This is a genomic window from Caldibacillus thermoamylovorans (assembly GCF_000751775.1).
In the GTDB taxonomy this organism is placed as follows: domain Bacteria; phylum Bacillota; class Bacilli; order Bacillales; family Caldibacillaceae; genus Caldifermentibacillus; species Caldifermentibacillus hisashii.
This window is the reverse complement of sequence record NZ_CCRF01000099.1, coordinates 1-20247: the sequence shown is the minus strand read 5'-3', so window position 1 is coordinate 20247 and position 20247 is coordinate 1. Positions and strand designations below refer to the sequence as shown.

Here is a 20247-nt window from a genome sequence, read left to right as displayed (position 1 = left end):
AAATCGACGTTATAATGGAAACGAAAGTTGAATGGTAGATTTAAATTCGATTATATTTTCCTGATTACCTTTTGAAAGGATTGAAGAAATGAAACAACAAAAGATAATAGAACAACAGGATGTTTTTGTTGTCTCTAAAGAACCGGATGTTGGAATTTATAAAGACAGATTAATATATGGTACATTAAAAAGAGTGATAGATATCATTATATCCACTGTTGGATTGATTTTGTTATCACCTATCATTATGGTTGTCTGTCTTTTTTATTTGTTTGGTGAAAATAAGGGGCCTATTTTCTTTTCCCAGTATCGATTAGGTAAAGATGGAAAATTGTTTAAAATATACAAATTTCGTACGATGATTGTTGATGCTGAAAAGAAGCTGAAATGTGATCCACTACTTTATAAAAAATATCTTAAAAATGGGTATAAACTGGAACAGGAGGAAGATCCGAGGATAACGAAGTTCGGTCGCTTTCTCCGCAAAACAAGTATTGATGAAATTCCTCAATTAATAAATGTAATAAAAGGGGAAATGAGTATTGTCGGTCCCCGACCAATTGTCGACACTGAATTAGAGGAATACGGGGATTTGAAGGAAGAGTTCTTATCTGTTAAACCGGGGATTACTGGCTATTGGCAAGTGAGCGGTCGCAGTGATGTGAATTACCCGGAAAGAGTGGATTTAGAACTATATTATGTACGGAACCGTTCATTAATGTTAGATATAAAGATTATTTTTAAAACATTTTATGCTGTGATTTTTCAAAAAGGAGCCTGTTAGTAATCAGCGTGTAAACGCACGCTGGTTTTTTAGCTTAGATTATACTCGGAATTCAATGAAAAAAATGTAATAATATCGGGTAATTTGATATTAAATCTTGAAATATTTCCTTTAAGGAGGTTATATGGTTGGAGTTTCTTGGGATCAAGGGGAAAACATGGATGAATATTATACTGGCCGTTTTTATTGTTGGACTGATTCTATATATTATTCCGCCTATATTATTTGATTTGAAATATATTCTTTCATGGACATTGATTTTGCTAAGTATACTTTTTTACGCAATTGTTTACTATAAAACAAAAGACTTATTTCATCCTGTCGGTATTTTTTCTTTAATATTAATTTTCACTGTTGGAGTGGCTAATTTTAATTTAAGTTATATTCAGTCACCGTGGACGGGAAAAACTTGGCTTGCCATTGTTTGTACATATGTATCCTTTTTAATCGGCTATTTTGTAATGAAATGGATACAAGGAAAAAAGAGGATACCAAATATTTCTTTTGATGTGAAAAACAAGAAAAGTTTTTTACAATATATCTATGGCTTGTTTATAGTATGTTTTCTTGCTTACATCCTTGAAGTTTTTGAAAGTGGTTTCCAATTACCGATATTTTCCAATGAGCAAGGTTCATATAAAGAATTTGGTATTAAATTTGTCCATTATTTAACGGTATCACTGGCGCTGGTAAATTATTTTATTACATTATACTTTTTTAAATATCGTAAAATCAATAAACTTCTAATTACAATTTACATTATTTCATTTATTGCGATTGTTACGCTTCTATCGAGACAGTTACTGATTTTATTAGTCTTGATGACCGTTATTTCCTATCATTATATAGTCAAAAAAATTAAAATCCAAAAATTATCTATTCTTTTATTAGTCGGGTTAATTGCGTTTACGTTATTAGGAAACTTACGTTCAAATAGCGGGCAATACATTTTGATTGTGGCAAAGATGGTTGAAGGGGTTGACTCACCACTAGTTGGGTGGCTTTATTCATATATTGCGATTAATTATGAAAACCTGAATTATTATATTAACCATTTTACGGATATGCATTACGGGGCAGTTTCATTTTTCCCTCTTTTCGCATTTACGTTAACAAAACAATTTGTTCAAGTTGATGTAACACAATATTATAAAGATCCTAATTTCACAACAAGTACCATGATGTACGATTTTTACTTGGATTTTGGATTAGCGGGGACAATTATATTTCCGGTAATCATTGGTGCATTAAGTTATTATTTATATAATCAATTGAAAGAAAAAAAATCAATTTATACAGTTACATTATATGCAATGGTTGCACATAATTTATTTTTTGTTTTCTTTATTAACTTTTTTGCCAATACATCGTGGGTATTTTATTTAGGACTTGTCTTTTTACTAATACTCGTTACGACGGATAATCGATTATTGCGAACTGTACTGAAAAGGTGAGGATATAAAAATGACTTATGAACTACCGGTTGTCGACATTCTCTTGGCAACTTACAATGGTGAAAAATTTATACGTACTCAAATTGACTCAGTTATCAACCAAACATACACTAATTGGAAATTAATTGTAAGGGATGACGGGTCTACCGACAATACGGTTGAAATTATTAAAAAATATGTAAAACATTATCCGAACAAAATTAAATTGATTGAGGATACGGATCGAAACTTGGGTCCGTCGAACAATTTTTCCAGATTACTTGCTTCATCAACGGCAGAATATATTATGTTTTGTGATCAAGACGACCTTTGGAAAGAAAATAAAGTAGAAATCACTTTAAAAAGAATGTTGGAAGTGGAAAAAAAATTAAATCAGCCTATTCTTGTACATACAGATTTAGAAATAGTTGATAGAGAGTTGAATACTATATCAGATTCCATGTTTGATTTTCAAAACTTAAATAAGCACTATGTATCCATCAATCAACTTTTAGTCCAAAATAATGTTACTGGTTGTACAGTAATGATTAATAAAAAATTAAAAGAACTTGCTGAACCGATTCCAACAGAAGGAATTACTATGCATGATTGGTGGTTGGCACTTGTGGCAGCTGCTTTTGGTAGAATTGAATTTGTTGATGAGGCAACAATAAAATATCGTCAACATGGTAACAATGATGTCGGGGCAAAAAAATACACAGAGCAAATTATTAAAAAAACAAAGGCAATTGATAAAATGTATGATGTTGTCTCCGATAACTTTGTCCAAGCAAAAACATTTTTCGATCGATATAGGTCTACCTTAGATAACCATGATAGGGAAGTAGTATCTCAATATGTTAATTTAATGACATATAATCCATTTAAGCGTATTGCTATTATCAATAAATATAAGTTTCAAAAGCAAGGTTTCATTCGAAATCTTGGTTTTAAACTGATCGCTGCTACAATAAAAAATGAAAACAAAGGTTGATGCTAGTGAAAGTATCAGTATTAATTCCAACATACAATGCGGAACAATTTATCAGGCCATTATTATCAAAATTAGAGAATCAAAAGCTCCCTGAAGGGGTTGCTATGGAAATAATACTTGTTGATTCTTCCTCAACTGATCGTACAAAGGGGATTGTGAAGGAGCAATTTCCAAATGTCCAATTTCATACAATCCCAAATAAAGAGTTTAATCATGGTGGGACAAGGAATATGCTGGCTGATTTGGCTACTGGTGAGTTCTTACTTTATATGACACAGGATGCAATTCCTTTTGATGACAAACTGATTATGTTCTTACTGGAAAATTTCCAGGATGAAAATGTCCTAATAGCTTGTGGTCGTCAAATACCGAAAGAGGACGCAAACCCGCTTGAAAAATATGCTCGATCCTTTAACTATCCTGATAAAAGAATTATAAAAGATAAAAGTAAGATTTCTGAATTGGGAATAAAAACTTTTTTTAACTCGAATGTATGCAGCATGTACCGGGCAACTCTTTTTCGTGGGGATGAATTTCACGGATTTCCAAATGATGTTATTTTAAATGAAGATATTATTCTTTCTTATTATGTAATTATGAAGGGGTATAAAGTCATATATGATAACCGAGCTATCGTCTATCACTCACATAACTATTCGATTAAGCAACAGTTCAAGCGAAACTTCGATATTGGGATGGCTTTTAACGAATCAGAATTTATGCTAGAGAATGTTTCCAATGAAAAAGAAGGGATCAAGCTTGTGCTGGGACAATTAAACTATTTGATTAAAAATGGCTATATAACTCAAGTGCCTCGGTGTATTGTTGAGTCAGGAATAAAATTTATTGGATATAAGCTCGGAAGACGCCATCATCTATTTAGTGAGAAAACAAAACGCAAGTTATCAGCGTATATGAAATAATAAAAAATACAATGCTAATTACTTTCATTGTATTTTTTATAAAAGAATAACTAGAATTCGGTGGGTTCCATGGCAAATAATTTGAAATTATGTGCTGGATTATATACAAATTCTATTAAGTGGACATTTTTTGACTCGGGTTTTTTTCACTGTTTTCATAGAATTGTTAATAAAAATTAAGGATTCTTTAGGAATAATTGATTTAAGTTATTTTATAAACATGATATTATATGTAGGTGTAACTATGAATATACGGTTGTTAGGAGGGATATTTTTATTGGGGAGTAACAAATTTAAATATTTTGTAGTGGGTTTGTCCTTATTTCTTATAGTCATAATGTTACAAAGTCTAGTAACTTTGGCCGCAGATAACACTTTTACTCAAATTGGTAGACATGTCCATTATAACTGGGGTTATGGTGGTCCTGCAGGTTTGCCTGTGGATCATTTTAATGCCATAATTGATCAATCAGGTAATTACATAGCTGATGATTATTTCATACAGACGATGGCAGATGACGGTGTTAAAGTAGAAGTGGATGGAAATTGGCTCATAGATCGTTGGAGCAATTCTGGTGGTGAGATTGATCGAGCGGTTTGGCCAAATGTAAGTGCAGGACAGCATACAGTAAAAACCCACTATTATGAGGACGGATCACTTGCTGCGCTTTTTACCGATGTTGTTCCGTTTGACTCATGGTTAGCATACTATTACCCAAACAAACAATTGTCGGGATTACCAGCTGATGCAAAAGTGATTGATCCAACTGGTGAGTTTGAAAGCTTAAAAGAATCGTTTAGTAAATCAAGTCTCCCTCCAACAGGGGTTGTATTGGAGGATTTTTCTGCACGATATACGACAGCAAAAAGAATTCAAGCCGGGGAATACATTATTCGAGCAAGAGCAGACGATGGAATTCGGGTTTATGTAGACGGAAAACTAGTTGTCGATCGATGGTCAAACAGTGGATTTACAGAAGATGCAGTAAAGATCCAAATAGTAGACAGAGAAAATGTTCCGGAAAATGAACGGAATATACATTGGATTGATGTTGAATATTATAATGGTGCTGATATTGGGGAAATAGAATTTTTTATGGAACCTTTCCAAACTGCCATTGACGATAGTTGGCTGGCAGAATATTATCCTAATACAACACTTAGTGGTGATCCGGTAGTTATTGGCGGAAAAAATTCACTAACCTCAATTAATGAGTTGAAGTTTGATTGGGGTGATGGTTCACCAAATGCTAAAATTCCAAGTGAAAAATTTTCTGCCAGATATACAAAGAAGGCCAGGTTTGAAGAAGGAATGTACTTATTTAGTGCTTCCTCTGATGATGGTGTCCGTATTTGGGTTGATGGTCAAAAAATTATAGATTCTTGGACAAATGGACAGGGTCATCGTGGTGAAGAAAAAATATTTTTAATTGGTGGGGAGCACATTATAGAAGTAGAATATTATGATGCTGCTGATTTAGCTAATATTTCGGTAAGTTATGATAAATTCCCTAACTGGTCGACGCAAGGTAGGAATGTTCACTACAATTGGGGTGAAGGAAGTCCTAATGGAATGCCATCTAATTTCTTTACTATCGATGTCGATCAATCAGGTAATTACATAGCTGATGATTATTTCATACAGACGATGGCAGATGACGGTGTTAAAGTAGAAGTGGATGGAAATTGGCTCATAGATCGTTGGAGCAATTCTGGTGGTGAGATTGATCGAGCGGTTTGGCCAAACGTAAGTGCAGGACAGCATACAGTAAAAACCCACTATTATGAGGACGGATCACTTGCTGCGCTTTTTACCGATGTTGTTCCGTTTGACTCATGGTTAGCATACTATTACCCAAACAAACAATTGTCGGGATTACCAGCTGATGCAAAAGTGATTGATCCAACTGGTGAGTTTGAAAGCTTAAAAGAATCGTTTAGTAAATCAAGTCTCCCTCCAACAGGGGTTGTATTGGAGGATTTTTCTGCACGATATACGACAGCAAAAAGAATTCAAGCCGGAGAATACATTATTCGAGCAAGAGCAGACGATGGAATTCGGGTTTATGTAGACGGAAAACTAGTTGTCGATCGATGGTCAAACAGTGGATTTACAGAAGATGCAGTAAAGATCCAAATAGTAGACAGAGAAAATGTTCCGGAAAATGAACGGAATATACATTGGATTGATGTTGAATATTATAATGGTGCTGATATTGGGGAAATAGAATTTTTTATGGAACCTTTCCAAACTGCCATTGACGATAGTTGGCTGGCAGAATATTATCCTAATACAACACTTAGTGGTGATCCGGTAGTTATTGGCGGAAAAAATTCACTAACCTCAATTAATGAGTTGAAGTTTGATTGGGGTGATGGTTCACCAAATGTCAAAATTCCAAGTGATAACTTCTCATCTCGCTTTGTTAAAAAGCTTTTGTTAAATCAAGGAACATATCTATTTGATGTACGAGCAGATGATGGTGTCCGGGTGTGGGTTGATAATAATCTACTCATTGACAATTGGCAAAATGAAGATGTATATGAAACAAAGAGTAATGCGGTATTTTTAAATAGCGGGGAACATACTATTAAAGTTGAACATTATGAAGGAGGATCAACCGCTTTTCTATCTTTGGATTATCAACTTCTCAGTCAAAATAATATTTTTTATAGCATAAGTGATCAAGTTCAATTTAATTGGGGAGAAGGTAGTCCAAATAATCTACCGAAAGATGGATTTGAAGCCGTGTTCGATCAATCTCAATTTTTATCTGGTGATTATTTTATTCAATCACTTGCTGATGATAGAGTTAAAGTGACAGTTGATGGTAAAGAAGTAGTTAGTAAATGGTATGATTCACCACCACAAATTGAACAAGCGTTGCTTCCTAATCTGCAACCAAAAAAGTATAAAATTATTACAAATTATTACGAAACAACGGGCAATGCGGCTATTTACTCACATATCGTACCATTTGATACATGGATAGCTTATTATTACAATAATAAAGATTTATCTGGAAATCCTGTTGCATCCAAATTAATAAATCCAACCGGACAAAACAAGGCTCTTGTTGAAAATAGTGGTACTGGCAGTCCTATTCAAAATGTACGTAATGATAACTTCTCAGCAGTTTATCGAACTGTGAAGAGGATAAATTCAGGAGAATATGTTCTTAGAGTTAAGGCTGATGATGGGATCCGTGTTTATTTGGATGGAAATCCTGTCCCTATAATAGATAGTTGGACAATAGGAAGTTCTGAAGAAACAGCAGTAAAAATAGATATACAGGATAGGAATACTCCTAATCCAGAAGAAAAAAATATTCATTCCTTGGAAGTCCAATATGTTGAAGAAACTGGTAATAGTGATGTAAGTGTTGAATTAATACCATATAGTGATGTATTAAATACGGATCAATGGATTGGATACCTTTATCCTAATACAGATTTATCTGGTACACCAATTATAATAGGTGGTATAGGTACTCAGAATCCTATAACTGATATCGATTTTAATTGGGGTTACGGAAGTCCACACCATAAAATACCTAATGATAATTTTTCAGCTAGGTATGTAAAAAGATCTTACTTTAGTAATGGTAATTACCAAATTAAAACCATATCAGATGATGGAATAAGAGTATATGTTGATGGCAAACCAATAATAAAATCATGGGTGAATAGTGGTGCTGATTATTTAGAAGAAACTGTTCATCTATCAGAAGGTACACATGAAATTATTGTAGAATACTATGATGCAACAGATTTAGCTGAGTTAAAAGTGGATATAGTAAACGCCCCCAGCGTTAATTCACTGTATGTATCTGCACCAGTTTTGCCTGTTTATCGAAGTTTCGAAGAGTTAGCTGACTATCGAAAGCATTTAAGTTATTACAATCCTGGTTATACTAGATATTTTGAATTAAATTATGGGGATTTAGTTACAATATTAGCTTCTAATCAATATGCTGCACAAATTAAAACTGCCGATGGGAGAGTTGGCTGGGTCCACCTAGATTATCTTGATAGCAATTTGTTAGATGACACTTGGCTGGTTAAAGAAGGAAGAAACTTCAGGTCTGGTCCTTCCAATAGTAGTTCGCCAATGGGATTTATTCCTGCAGGATCCATAGTATTCGTATTAGACTATTTAAAAACAGCTGATCCTAATTTTTCAGAGTGGTATTATATTCAAACTCAATCTGGACAGCGTGGTTGGATTTGGGGAGCAATAGCAAGTGGATCTTCAAATTCTGGTAGAAATATAATTAGGTATGAGTCTGCAAAAAATGGCGCAGTTACAAGTGATATAACGCCATTTACGCCATTAACATCTAAATCAAGTGCTACTGTGCAGCAAATCGATAGTTTTATCAATTATAAAACTGGTGGCAAAGGTATAATGGCTGGAATGGGCTATGCATATTTAGAAGCTGAGAGACAAAGTGGTTTAAATGCAGTTTATCTATTAGCTCATTCTGCGTTAGAGACTGGTTGGGGTACTTCAGGAATCTCAAGAACCAAATATAATTATTATGGTATAGGAGCAATTGATTCTCAACCTGCACAAGGTGCATATACCTTTGATACTAAAGAAGGTGGAATTATAGCGGGAGCCATTTGGATAAGTGATAATTATATAATTAGATCTTGGGATAAAGACGACAAAGTACCTTTTTATCAGCCGACTTTAGATAACATGCGTTATGATAATAGTTGGCATCAATATTCAACAGATGAGGCTTGGGCAGTAAAGATCGCTAATATTATTCGTGAATTTAATAATTTTATTGGAAACTAGTCTTTGTAATCCATTTATTTAATAGCCAATTGCTTCTATGCAATTGGTTTTTTTTACATTAAGAAAGGATAAATTTCTAGCAAAGAAACGAATTCGACGTAAGGGGAAATTTTAAGAACATAGGGAAAGCTTCACTGGGTACACAGGAGGAAAAAGGTTATCTTTTTTCGGTGAACAGAGAAACTTCGGTCGCATCGCAAGCGAAAATGTTCGCTTGCGATGGCTTTGCTTTCGCCTAAAGGCTCGGACGTCTGAGTTTTCTTTAAAAGGTAAGCGTCAAATAGTCCATACCTAGATTAAGATGTGGGCTATTGTTATGATTTATTTCGTTTTATTCGGTACACGACATTCCGCTAGAATTGTCGTTGTAGACTAAGGCAGGAGTTGATCTAATTTCGTTTTATCAGCCAGATCCATACTTGGCAACTGTTTAAATAAATATTTAAGGTAATTAAATGGGTTCAATCCATTCTCCTTTGCCGTCTCTACGATACTGTAGATAATTGCGCTGGACTTAGCCCCCTTTGCGGTATTGCTAAACATCCAGTTTTTTCTTCCAATCACAAACGGTTTTATCGATCGCTTCGCACGGTTGTTATCGATATCCAAACGACCATCCTCTAAAAATACTACTAAACGCCCCCATTGATTACGACAATATTTAATGGCTTGCCCAAGTGCGCTTTTCGGCAATACTTGTGGTGTTTGTTTACGAAGCCATGCTGAAAAAGCATCCAAAATAGGTTGGCTGCGTTCTAAACGTTTTTTATAGCGTTCTTCAGGATTAAGCATCCTTGATGCTGTTTATATGGCGGGCTATCTTGATGTTTTCACCCTGTTACGGACAGTTATCATAGCATAATATAGGGAGTTTTCTGTGACTATATTTATTCTAACAATCATTATTGTAGAAGTGGGAAAAATATTAATGTCTTAAAGTGGCGGGAAGATAAGGTAAGCCCTGTATGCTAGAGTTATGTACTGACTAACATAATGAAAAGATCGTCTAGTAAAACGAAAAAATTATATATGGAATTGATATTATATAGGTATTAGTAAGGTCACAGACTGTTTGTAGTAAGTTGGAACCGGCATTAAAAAGCTTTTCTTCAAAAAAGAGTAAAACAATTAGAATTAGCGGGAGTGTAAAATAAACTGTGTAAGTGAGAGAGCGTACGGCTCTTACTTTGCAGTTTATTTTTTTATTGTTAGAATAAACGGCTCTATGTCAATTGTTGGGGTACACTTATCGAAGTGCCCCTTTTTTTGTAGCGGACTAGATGAGTGAACATAAAGCTTTATTTCTTAGTCTCTTAAAATTCCGAATGCCATATGACATTCGTTTGATGACTTTAATCTTGTTGTTTATTCCCTCAATAAATCCATTCGTGTAAGGGAAGAGAAAGGAATTTAAGATCTCCTTTTCCCAGTTTTTGAAGGTTCTTTTCATGTATTGATATTCTTCGAGTCCCGATTCCTCTATGACCTTATAGAGGTGCTCAAGGTTTCTTTTGGCGTTTGTTTTGTCACTTTCCTTCAGCCACTTATGGAAGGTCTCTTTTACGATATAGGCCTTCTTTAAGTCAGGGGCCAGTGAAAAGAAATAGTTCAGCTGTTCCATTTCATCTGCATTCAAATGGGCATGTGGCTTATGAAGCAGATAACGCAACTTCTTCATGGATTTACGATCCTTCTCTTGAAAGTTTTTCTGGACTCTCTTCCTTACCCGTTCCAATGCCCAGACATTATGCCGAACATAATGGAATCGATCGACCACCAGAATCGGTTTATCAAAACTTTTCAAAGCGAGCGTCTTGTAGGGCTGCCACATATCCATGACTACCATCTGTATTTTCTCCCTTAGAAGTGTACGGAAGTTTTCCTTTAGGGTGGATAGATTCCTGTTAGGAATGATATCGTAAACCCTTCGGTTTACAGGATCGCCAATGATACATTGGTACTTGCCCGTTTCAGAAGTCCCTTTAAATTCATCAATGGCCAGAACTTTCGGGAGGGCCTTATTGTCATAGGAATAGTACTTGTCAAAGAGCCGAATGACAGTGGAATGCCCAAGTCCTGTTTCCTTGGCAACCTGCTTAAAGTTATACTCCCTCACTTTAACCAAAAGAGCTTGGAGCAGTCGTTTCGTATGGCGCTGGTAACGCTCTAGAAAAGAATAGGGTTCGTAGAACCGTTTTCCACAGGACTTACATCTGTATCGGCGCTTTCTCAAGATGAGAAAACAATATTTTTCAAAGACCTTTACATCACGAAACTTTTGAATTCGATCATCATGGACAGAGGAAGTTTCCTTCTGACAGCAGGGGCATTTTTGAACTTTTACAGGCGTTTGAATATGGATTTCAAAGTGAGTGATTTGATCCTCTACATGAGTGATTTCAACATCTTCTAACCCAAGCAGTTTTGTGATATAATGAGAATGCATTTACGAAATCTCCTTTTTGATGTAGTCGCCAACTATCATTTTAAAGGGAGATCTTCGTAAGTGCTTTTATTTTGCCTGAAAAGTCTCTTAACCCCAACATTTAGTATAGAACCGAATAAACATATAAGATGGGGAGGTTATTCTATTGACTTAGTCAAAGAGAGATCAGAAATCAGCTGAACGAGCGAAACAGATTCTAGAAAACTATCAACCAGAGACCGCAGAAGACATGCAGAATGCACTTAAAGATATATTTGGACCGATGTTTGAAACAATGTTAAAGGGTGAATTAAACCATCATTTAGGATACGAAACAAACGATAAAGATGAAAAAGAAACAGAAAACAGACGGAATGGTTATGGGAAGAAAACCATCAAAACAAATTTAGGTGAAGTGGATATCAAGGTACCAAGAGATCGTGACGGTTCCTTTCGTCCTGAACTGATTCCAAAGCGAAAAAAGGACGTCTCTGCAATTGAGAATAAAGTAATTTCCATGTATGCGCGTAGGATGTCACAGCGAGATATTTCGTCAACCATTGAGGATATTTATGGATTTTCTGTATCTCATGAAATGGTTTCAGATATTACCGACCAAGTCCTTCCGGATCTTGAGGAATGGCAGGCTCGACCTTTGAGTAGCTGTTATGCGTTTGTTTTTGTGGATTGTATGTATACAACGATTCGTAATCAATATGAGACAAGAAAATATGCTGTCTACACCATTTTAGGTTATACCATAGAGGGCAATAAAGAAATTCTTGGTTTATGGCTGAACGAAACGGAAAGTAAGCATAAATGGATGCAGATCTTTGATGAGATAAAAGCTAGAGGTGTCGAAGACATTTTCTTTATATCAATGGATGGTGTGAGTGGTTTAGACGAAGGCGCACGAGCAATTTTCCCCGAAGTCATTGTTCAACGCTGCATCGTCCATTTGATTCGCAATTCGATTAAATACATTCCAAGTAAAGATTATAAAGCTTTCACTCAAGCGTTAAAGAAAGTGTATAGTGTCCCTAGTCTAAAAGCCTGTATAAGTGCCTTTGAATCCTTTAAACAACAATGGGCTGCCTATTCAGGAGACATTGACGTATGGACGAGGAACTTTAGCCATGTTGAACAGCTTTATGATTACGGAAGTGCCCTACGAAAGATTATGTACACTACAAATGCCGTAGAAAGTATCCACTCCAGCTTTCGAAAAGTAACCAAAAAAGGGGCATTCCCGAATGAGAACGCCCTTTTGAAAGTATTATATCTACGTGTGAAGGAACTTGAAACCAAATGGGAGGGTGGTCGGATTCAAAACTGGGCCATGGTTATGAACCAGCTTCTTCTTCATGATGAACTGAAAGATAGGGTGTTAAAGTACCTTGTATAAAAAGAAGATGGAGATAAAAAGATTTGCTTCTTAATAAATCACTGATAGATCTTTTTTAACTGTTATTGCTTGAAATATTCATTTATATTATAATTACTCGTGAGAAATCTATAAAATTGAATTACAAAGGAGAGTAAAACTATTTTTAGCACATTAAAGATTAATAAGACATTATTTGAAAATATATCTTCTCTTACCTTATTGAAATTTTTTGAATATGCCCTTCCCCTTCTAACCATTCCATACCTGGTTAGAACCTTGGGTATTGGAAATTTTGGAGTTTATTCATTTGCTACGGCGTTCATGAGTTATTTTGTTGTTATTACCAATTATGGGTTTGATTTGACGGCCACAAGAGATATTTCTATTAATCGAAGTAATAAAGAATATATTCAGAAGGTGGTTTCTACTGTTTATACAATTAAAATATTATTGGCTTTTATATGTTTTTTATTGCTGTTAGTTTTGATAACCTTTGTACCTAAATTTAATCATGAGTTTAATGCTTATCTTATAACATTTATTTTAGTAATAGGAAATGTTTTATTCCCGGTCTGGTTTTTTCAGGGTATAGAAAATATGAAGTACATTACCTTTTTAAACATAACTGCAAAACTTATTGTAACACTCTCAATTTTCATATTGGTAAATGATAGAAATGACTATGTATTAGCGTTATTTATAAATTCATTTAGTTATTTATTACCCGGTATTATGGCTATTTTTATTCTGTATTTTAAATACAAAATAAAATGGACTTCAGTTAATAAAAATGATATCTTAAAAATGATTAATGAAGGTTGGAATATTTTTGTTAGTACGTTTTTGGGAAATATAGTTGCTTCCAGTGGTACATTTATATTAGGTTTAACAAGCAGCAATTCTGCCGTTGGAATTTATTCTTCTATTGAAAAGATAGTAAGAGCAGTTATTGGATTATTCACGCCTATAACTCAAGCACTTTTCCCATATATAAGTGCAAAATTTGCACAAGGTTATAATTTGGGGTTAACTATTGTAAAAAAAGCAGGAAAAGTTATAATGTTGACTGCTGTACTGATTGGAATACTGATTATTTTGCTTTCACAATTTATATTAAAGATTTTATATGGTGCAAAAGTAGCTGAATATAGTTTAGTAATGCAAATACTAGTCGTTTGGTTAATAATATCTGTATTAAATAATATTATTGGCTATCAATACCTAATTGCTTCCGAACAAGAAAAAAAATATACTAACTCATTTTTACTGGCAGGATCAATCACAATATTTCTGTATTTAGTTCTCTCTGTACCATTTTCGATGTATGGCATAATTTTTGCCATGCTTATAGGTGAATTGTCACTGACAATTTTTATGTTATTTTCTATTAGAAGAGATAAACTTTTATTAAGCAAGAGGGGTTCATAATGAATAAAAAAATTTTGTACTTAATGCATGTTGATTGGGGATGGATTAAGCAAAGGCCCCATTTTATAGCAGAAAAACTCGATAAGAAATATGATGTTAAAATTTTCTATATGGTCTCAAGAAATAGAAAAGTAATGACTGATAATAAATCAAGCGTAGATACTTTCCCAATAATTACGTTGCCATTTAAAAAAATTAAATTATTCTATTTACTGAATCTTATAATACAAAGATGTTTATTTTATTTGATAATAAATTTGCAAAGACCAGAAATAATATGGATAACTCACCCACTTATGATTGATTATATACCTAGAAAATATCTGTCAAAATATAAAATTGTTTATGACTGCATGGATGATATTCTGGGTTTTGAGAATTCACAAGAAATGAAAAAATCGCTGGAAAGAAATGAGAGGTTGCTATTTAAAAAGGCCGAGATTGTTTTTGTATCAAGCGAACATTTATGCGGGGAAATAATTAAGAGAGGTTGTGATCATTCTAAAACAGTTATTGTAAGAAATGGTTATAATGGGGAATTAATTACAACATATAGAGATGAAAAAAGGAATAACAAGGAGTCTTTTAAAATTGCCTATATAGGGACTATATCTAGTTGGATTGATTTTGACTTAATATTGTATAGTTTAAACCAACTAGACAATATTGAATATCATTTTTACGGTCCAATTGATAGTAAGGTACCCAATCATGAAAAAATATTGTTCCATGGTTCAATAAAGCACAGCGAATTATATGAGACAATAAAGGACTGTGACTGTTTAATCATGCCATTTAAAATTAACAATCTAATCTTATCCGTGGATCCAGTTAAATTGAACGAGTATATTAACTTCAATAAAAATATAATTACGGTATTTTATCCTGAAATCGACAGATTTCGCCATTTTGTACATTTTTACAATGATAAAGAGGAATATATTGAAATTGTTAGGAAGTTACAGAAGGATAATACAATAAGTTATAGTAATGAAGATAGGGAAAATTTTCTGTTAGAAAATAATTGGGATAAAAGGATGAAGGTAATTTTTAATACATTAGATAATATACAAACTGAAAAGGAATAGAGTACAAAAATTTAGGGAGTGAATTTTTTGTCAACAACTCGCAGCAAGATAAAAGTCATGACTATATTTGGAACCAGACCCGAAGCAATAAAAATGGCACCATTGGTACTTGAATTGAAGAAGGAATATTCTAATATTGAATCTATTGTAACAGTGACTGCACAACATAGAGAAATGCTTGATCAGGTGTTAGATGTATTTAATATTGTACCGGATTTTGACTTAAACATAATGAAAGAGCGTCAAACATTAAAGGATGTTATAATACGTGCATTAGACGGACTGGATCAAATCATGAAGCAAGAAAAACCGGACTTAGTCCTTGTTCATGGAGATACATCTACAACTTTTGTAGCCAGCCTTGCGGCGTACTATAATCAAATTACAGTTGGACATGTAGAAGCAGGTCTTAGAACGTGGAATAAGTACTCACCATTTCCTGAAGAAATGAACAGACAATTGACGGGGGTTATTGCCGATTTGCATTTTGCTCCTACGTTAAAAGCAAAAAGAAATCTTCTTCAAGAAAATAAAAAACCAGAATCGATATTTGTAACAGGGAATACGGCTATAGATGCATTAAAAACAACAGTTACAAAAAATTATCAGCATCCTGTATTAGATAAAATAGGACAGGATAGAATGATTTTATTGACGGCTCACAGAAGAGAAAATTTAGGAGAGCCAATGCGACATATGTTTCGTGCGATAAAACGATTAGTGGATGAATTTGATAATCTTCAAGTAGTTTATCCGGTTCATTTAAATCCTTCCGTCCGGGAAGTTGCGGATGAAATATTAGGAAACGACGAAAGAATCCATCTAATTAATCCATTAGAGGTTATCGATTTTCATAACTTCTTGTCTAGAGCATACATAATCTTAACGGATTCTGGCGGTATTCAAGAAGAAGCTCCTTCTTTGGGGATACCAGTTCTCGTCTTAAGAGATACAACAGAAAGACCTGAAGGAATAGAAGCAGGAACATTAAAATTGGCGGGAACTGATGAACAAAACATATATAATCTGGGTAAAGAATTATTAACGAACAAGTCAGAATACGATAGAATGTCTATGGCTTCTAACCCTTATGGAGACGGGAGAGCATCATCCCGTATTGTAGATGTAATTTTATATCATTTTAACAAAATAGACAAAGCTCCTAGACCTTTTATGTAAACTACTCTTATAGTAAAAAACGTACTTCAAGTTAAATTTGAGGTATGTTTTTTATTTGTAGGAAAATGTTTATTTGAAATAGTTTTTTGTGGCAAAATATTATTGAGGAACTTTCAAAGGAAAGTGGATAGATAACCTTCGAAGTATTTTTCACGGTTTAGTGAACCAAATTCTATATATAGAGTTTGATTCTCATATCATGGAAAAAAATATTTTCTTGTATCCGAATATCTAAAAAAGATATTAAAAAAGATATTAATAAGTTTATCATCCAAGTTAAATGAGGAGTTTAAAAATGAAACAATTTCTGAAATTTGGTGCTGTAGGAATTTTAAATACACTTATATCGGTTGTAGCATATAATATTTTGGTATTAATAGGTTTGAATTATATTATTTCGAATATTTCAGGTTATACTTTAGGTGTATTAAATAGTTATTATTGGAATAAAAATTGGGTTTTTAAATCAGGTTCAAAAAGGAATGGATTATTTTTAAAATTTATTGCGGTTAATGTTATTTCACTTGGATTCAATACATTATTTTTATATATTTTAGTTGACACATTAAATTTTCATAGTGTTATTTCTCAATTAATTGCTACAGTCATTGGCATGATTATCAATTTTGTTTTGAATAAAAAATGGGCCTTTGAAAGTAAGGAATCATCAAGTGCTTAAACTATTAATAAAATCAAGTATTTTAAAAACGTTTAATTATCAGTTACAATCCTTATCAATAACTTATTATCCTCTAACTAAAAAATATTTTCTATTTGATCAAGCACAATGTTTTATAGTATTGATTATGTCTCTAACTTTGTTTTTAATATTATAAGGGAAAGAAAATTGGATAATAGTGGAATGTGCCGTATACTTTAAGGAGGAAGACGAATGAAAGAATTATTATTATCGATTGTCGTTCCAATGTATTTTGAAGAGGAGGTAGCTAGGGAGTGCTATAACAGGTTAAAGGCGGTAATGAATCAACAAAAATATAACTATGAATTGATCTTTGTAAACGACGGTAGTACGGATAGGACATTGGAGATATTGACAGAAATAGCAGATAGAGATAAACAGGTAAAAATTATTGACTTTGCACGCAACTTCGGACATCAAGTAGCTGTGACCGCTGGTGTTGATTACGCAAAAGGAGATGCTATTATTATCATTGATGCTGATTTACAAGACCCGCCTGAAGTAATCCCGGAATTAGTAAATAAGTGGTTAGAAGGCTTTGATGTTGTTTATGCAAAGCGTAAAAAAAGAAAGGGAGAAACTTGGTTTAAACTTGCTACAGCGAAATACTTTTATAAATTTTTGGATTATATGTCTGATATTTATATACCAAAGGATACGGGCGACTTTAGATTAATTGATAAAAAAGTTGCAGATGTGTTTAGGCAGATGTCTGAGAGAAATCGCTTTGTCAGAGGAATGATTTCTTGGGTTGGGTTCCGCCAGACATACGTTGAATATGAAAGAGATGAGCGGTTTGCAGGCGAATCAAAATATCCTTTGAGAAAGATGGTTAAATTTGCAACGGATGGAATAATTGCCTTCTCTACAAAACCATTACGTCTAGTGATGTCGATGGGATTTATATCGGTTTTAATTTCAATTATTGTACTCCTTTACGCTTTCATTGTTAGATTGTTTGGTCAACAAGTTGAACCGGGGTGGGCTTCAATTATGGTGGCAATTACTTTTTTCAGTGGCATTCAACTTTTAGGATTAGGTATTGTTGGACAGTATATCGGAAGAATTTATGAAGAAAGTAAGAATCGACCAATCTATGTTGTAAAAGACACAATCAATGTTGAGGTGAAAGACATTAGACAAATGGAGATGGCAAAGAAATAGATTTTTAACCAAGAAATTTATTAATACCTACGTAAAGTTTAAAAAATAGGAAATCAATAAAAATAAGGATGATTATATTGTCAAAATATATGAGGGATAAAAACAGGTCGCAGAATAGGCGTAAAAAAAGGCGATTGAGAAGATGGGTTAAGTTAACATTGACCATAATCCTTCTACTGGTTGTAGCCGTAATCGTCTATGCTCATTCTATATATAATCATGCAAAATCAACTGTAAACGATGAGATGAATATCGTTCTTGATTCAATCGATCAATCTGAAACAAGGTCAAAAATTGAAAATAGAGAAATTTTGAATGTGCTGCTCCTTGGTGTTGATGAACGTGCTGAAGTTGATGGATCCCGTTCAGATACGATTATTGTTGTATCTCTAGACCCAAAAAATGAAAAACTAAGGATGGTCAGTATTCCGCGTGATACACGTGTAACAATTAGTGGTGAGGGGACAAAGGATAGAATAAATGCCGCATATTCTTATGGTGGTGCGGATATGGCCATCAAAACAGTAGAGGATTTTCTTGATATTGATCTTGACTACTATGTGGAAATGAATATGCAGGGATTGGCTGATCTTGTTGATGCAATTGGTGGTATTACTGTGAATAATGAAATTGAATGGTATGATGAAGGCTTTTACAAAAAGGGTTATCACTTCAAAAAAGGGGAAATTGAACTGGATGGTGCGAAAACTATTGGTTATGTCCGTATGAGACATTTAGATCCAAAAGGTGATTTTGGCCGTACCGAACGTCAACGAAAAGTAATTAAGGCAATTATTGATAAAGGGATAAGCTTCACAACCGTAGCAAAAATGAATGATTTAATTGACGTTGTTGGTGACAACATGCAAACAAATATGAAATTCAAGGATATGAAGGCACTTCTGGCAAAAAATTATATAAATGTAACAAATAATATAGAAAGCTATATGATTCAGGGTAAAGATAACTGGATTAATGGAATATATTATTATGCAGTGTCAGATCAAGAAATCACCAAGGTTCACAATATGGTAAAAGGAAAGAGTGTTGAAAAGGAAGTAACGGATAAGTAATGGATGAAGAAAACGGTACTATTAAGTATTATCAAAAGTTACTAGAGCCAATTATGTTGGAATGAGAAGTAATGAAGGCATATTATAAACCAATAAGTGGTGGCCAGTGTCATTATCTGTAGGATTATATAAATTCCAGTAAGTTTAGGAAATGCTCCAGAAGTCAAAAATCATATTCAAAGGTATTTTGTGAAATTAGAGTAAAGCAGATTTAGAAGATAAAAATATATATATCATTATTGAGCAGGGAAAAACCATGAAGTTTAAATAAGTGGATAATTAGCTATCTTATCTTTGGAGTTTTGACAACACTTGTAAACATCGTTACGTTTTGGTTGTTTGATGACATACTTGAAATGGACTACAAACTTGCTACTACGATTGCTTGGATCGTATCAGTTTTGTTTGCCTTCATAACCAATAAATTATATGTTTTCAACAGTAAAGACATGCAGATCCAAGCGGTCCTCAAGGAATTAGCATCATTTATGTTTTTTAGATTTCTTTCGTATCTTTTAGATTTGGCGCCGATGATTGTATGTGTTGAACTTTTAAAAATAGACAACCTTTTGGCGAAAATTCTCGCCAATGTGTTGGTTGTTATATTTAATTATTTCGCAAGTAAGTTTGTTATTTTTAAAAAGGCAAAAGAAGAAGGAAGCTAAAGAAGCTTTTCATTCGACAATGAAAAAGATAATCTCAAGAATGCTGTCACAATGTCATTCTTGGGGTTTTTTTAATAGAGTGATGATGACACATGTGTTTTTTACAACTTTATTAATATTATATTACAAATATTTCTCTTGGGATTTTAATGGGAATATGGGATAATAGTTTGTAATGGAGTAAATGTATTATGAAC

At 33.6% G+C, this 20247-nt stretch carries 14 protein-coding genes and 1 pseudogene; 13 read left to right on the top strand and 2 right to left on the bottom strand.

Annotated features, from left to right (window positions below; all coding sequences use genetic code 11):
* Positions 1-106 precede the first annotated feature (106 nt).
* From BT1A1_RS16015 to BT1A1_RS17555, 5 genes are all read left to right on the top strand, one after another.
* Positions 107-784: a sugar transferase gene (locus tag BT1A1_RS16015; protein WP_231553354.1), complete on the top strand. Its 678-nt coding sequence runs from the start codon at positions 107-109 to the stop codon at positions 782-784.
* 128 nt (positions 785-912) lie between these two features.
* On the top strand, positions 913-2238 hold the full coding sequence (locus BT1A1_RS16010) for an O-antigen polymerase (RefSeq protein ID WP_034773135.1): 1326 nt from the start codon (positions 913-915) through the stop codon (positions 2236-2238).
* 10 nt (positions 2239-2248) lie between these two features.
* On the top strand, positions 2249-3211 hold the full coding sequence (locus BT1A1_RS16005; RefSeq protein ID WP_051989200.1) for a glycosyltransferase family 2 protein: 963 nt from the start codon (positions 2249-2251) through the stop codon (positions 3209-3211).
* A gap of 5 nt (positions 3212-3216) precedes the next feature.
* The gene (locus BT1A1_RS16000) at positions 3217-4134 is read left to right on the top strand and encodes a glycosyltransferase family 2 protein (protein WP_072012715.1); all 918 of its coding nucleotides are present in this window, start codon (positions 3217-3219) and stop codon (positions 4132-4134) included.
* A gap of 277 nt (positions 4135-4411) precedes the next feature.
* Entirely contained in the window at positions 4412-8941 is a 4530-nt protein-coding gene (locus BT1A1_RS17555; protein ID WP_051989199.1) for a PA14 domain-containing protein, read from the top strand.
* A gap of 372 nt (positions 8942-9313) precedes the next feature.
* On the opposite strand, the pseudogene BT1A1_RS15980 reads toward BT1A1_RS17555, so the two are convergent.
* Positions 9314-9736, bottom strand: a pseudogene (locus BT1A1_RS15980) (IS66 family transposase); the annotation flags it as partial.
* A gap of 481 nt (positions 9737-10217) precedes the next feature.
* On the bottom strand, positions 10218-11387 hold the full coding sequence (locus BT1A1_RS15975; protein ID WP_034773131.1) for an ISL3 family transposase: 1170 nt from the start codon (positions 11385-11387) through the stop codon (positions 10218-10220).
* Between the two features lie 193 nt (positions 11388-11580).
* Between BT1A1_RS15975 and BT1A1_RS15970 the strand changes: the two genes are divergently transcribed.
* The 8 genes from BT1A1_RS15970 to BT1A1_RS15935 all read left to right on the top strand — a co-directional run bounded on the left by BT1A1_RS15970 (position 11581) and on the right by BT1A1_RS15935 (position 20050).
* Positions 11581-12771, top strand: coding sequence for an IS256 family transposase (locus BT1A1_RS15970; RefSeq protein ID WP_051989198.1), 1191 nt, complete (start codon positions 11581-11583; stop codon positions 12769-12771).
* 120 nt (positions 12772-12891) lie between these two features.
* A complete protein-coding gene (locus tag BT1A1_RS15965; RefSeq protein WP_081912402.1) occupies positions 12892-14181 on the top strand; it encodes a flippase in 1290 nt (429 codons plus the stop codon).
* Positions 14181-15269 (top strand): glycosyltransferase family protein, encoded by a 1089-nt coding sequence (locus BT1A1_RS15960; RefSeq protein ID WP_034773126.1) that lies wholly within the window; start codon positions 14181-14183, stop codon positions 15267-15269. Before BT1A1_RS15965 ends, BT1A1_RS15960 begins: the two co-directional genes overlap by 1 nt.
* A 57-nt stretch (positions 15270-15326) precedes the next feature.
* Positions 15327-16448, top strand: a complete 1122-nt coding sequence (gene wecB / locus BT1A1_RS15955) for a non-hydrolyzing UDP-N-acetylglucosamine 2-epimerase (protein ID WP_034773157.1) — start codon at positions 15327-15329, stop codon at positions 16446-16448.
* Positions 16449-16743: 295 nt separating this feature from the next.
* Positions 16744-17127, top strand: a complete 384-nt coding sequence (locus BT1A1_RS15950; protein WP_034773125.1) for a GtrA family protein — start codon at positions 16744-16746, stop codon at positions 17125-17127.
* A 213-nt stretch (positions 17128-17340) separates the two neighbouring features.
* Positions 17341-18312: a glycosyltransferase family 2 protein gene (locus tag BT1A1_RS15945; protein ID WP_034773124.1), complete on the top strand. Its 972-nt coding sequence runs from the start codon at positions 17341-17343 to the stop codon at positions 18310-18312.
* Positions 18313-18470: 158 nt separating this feature from the next.
* On the top strand, positions 18471-19385 hold the full coding sequence (locus BT1A1_RS15940) for an LCP family glycopolymer transferase (RefSeq protein WP_231553352.1): 915 nt from the start codon (positions 18471-18473) through the stop codon (positions 19383-19385).
* Between the two features lie 275 nt (positions 19386-19660).
* Entirely contained in the window at positions 19661-20050 is a 390-nt protein-coding gene (locus BT1A1_RS15935) for a GtrA family protein (RefSeq protein WP_034773123.1), read from the top strand.
* Positions 20051-20247: the final 197 nt, after the last annotated feature.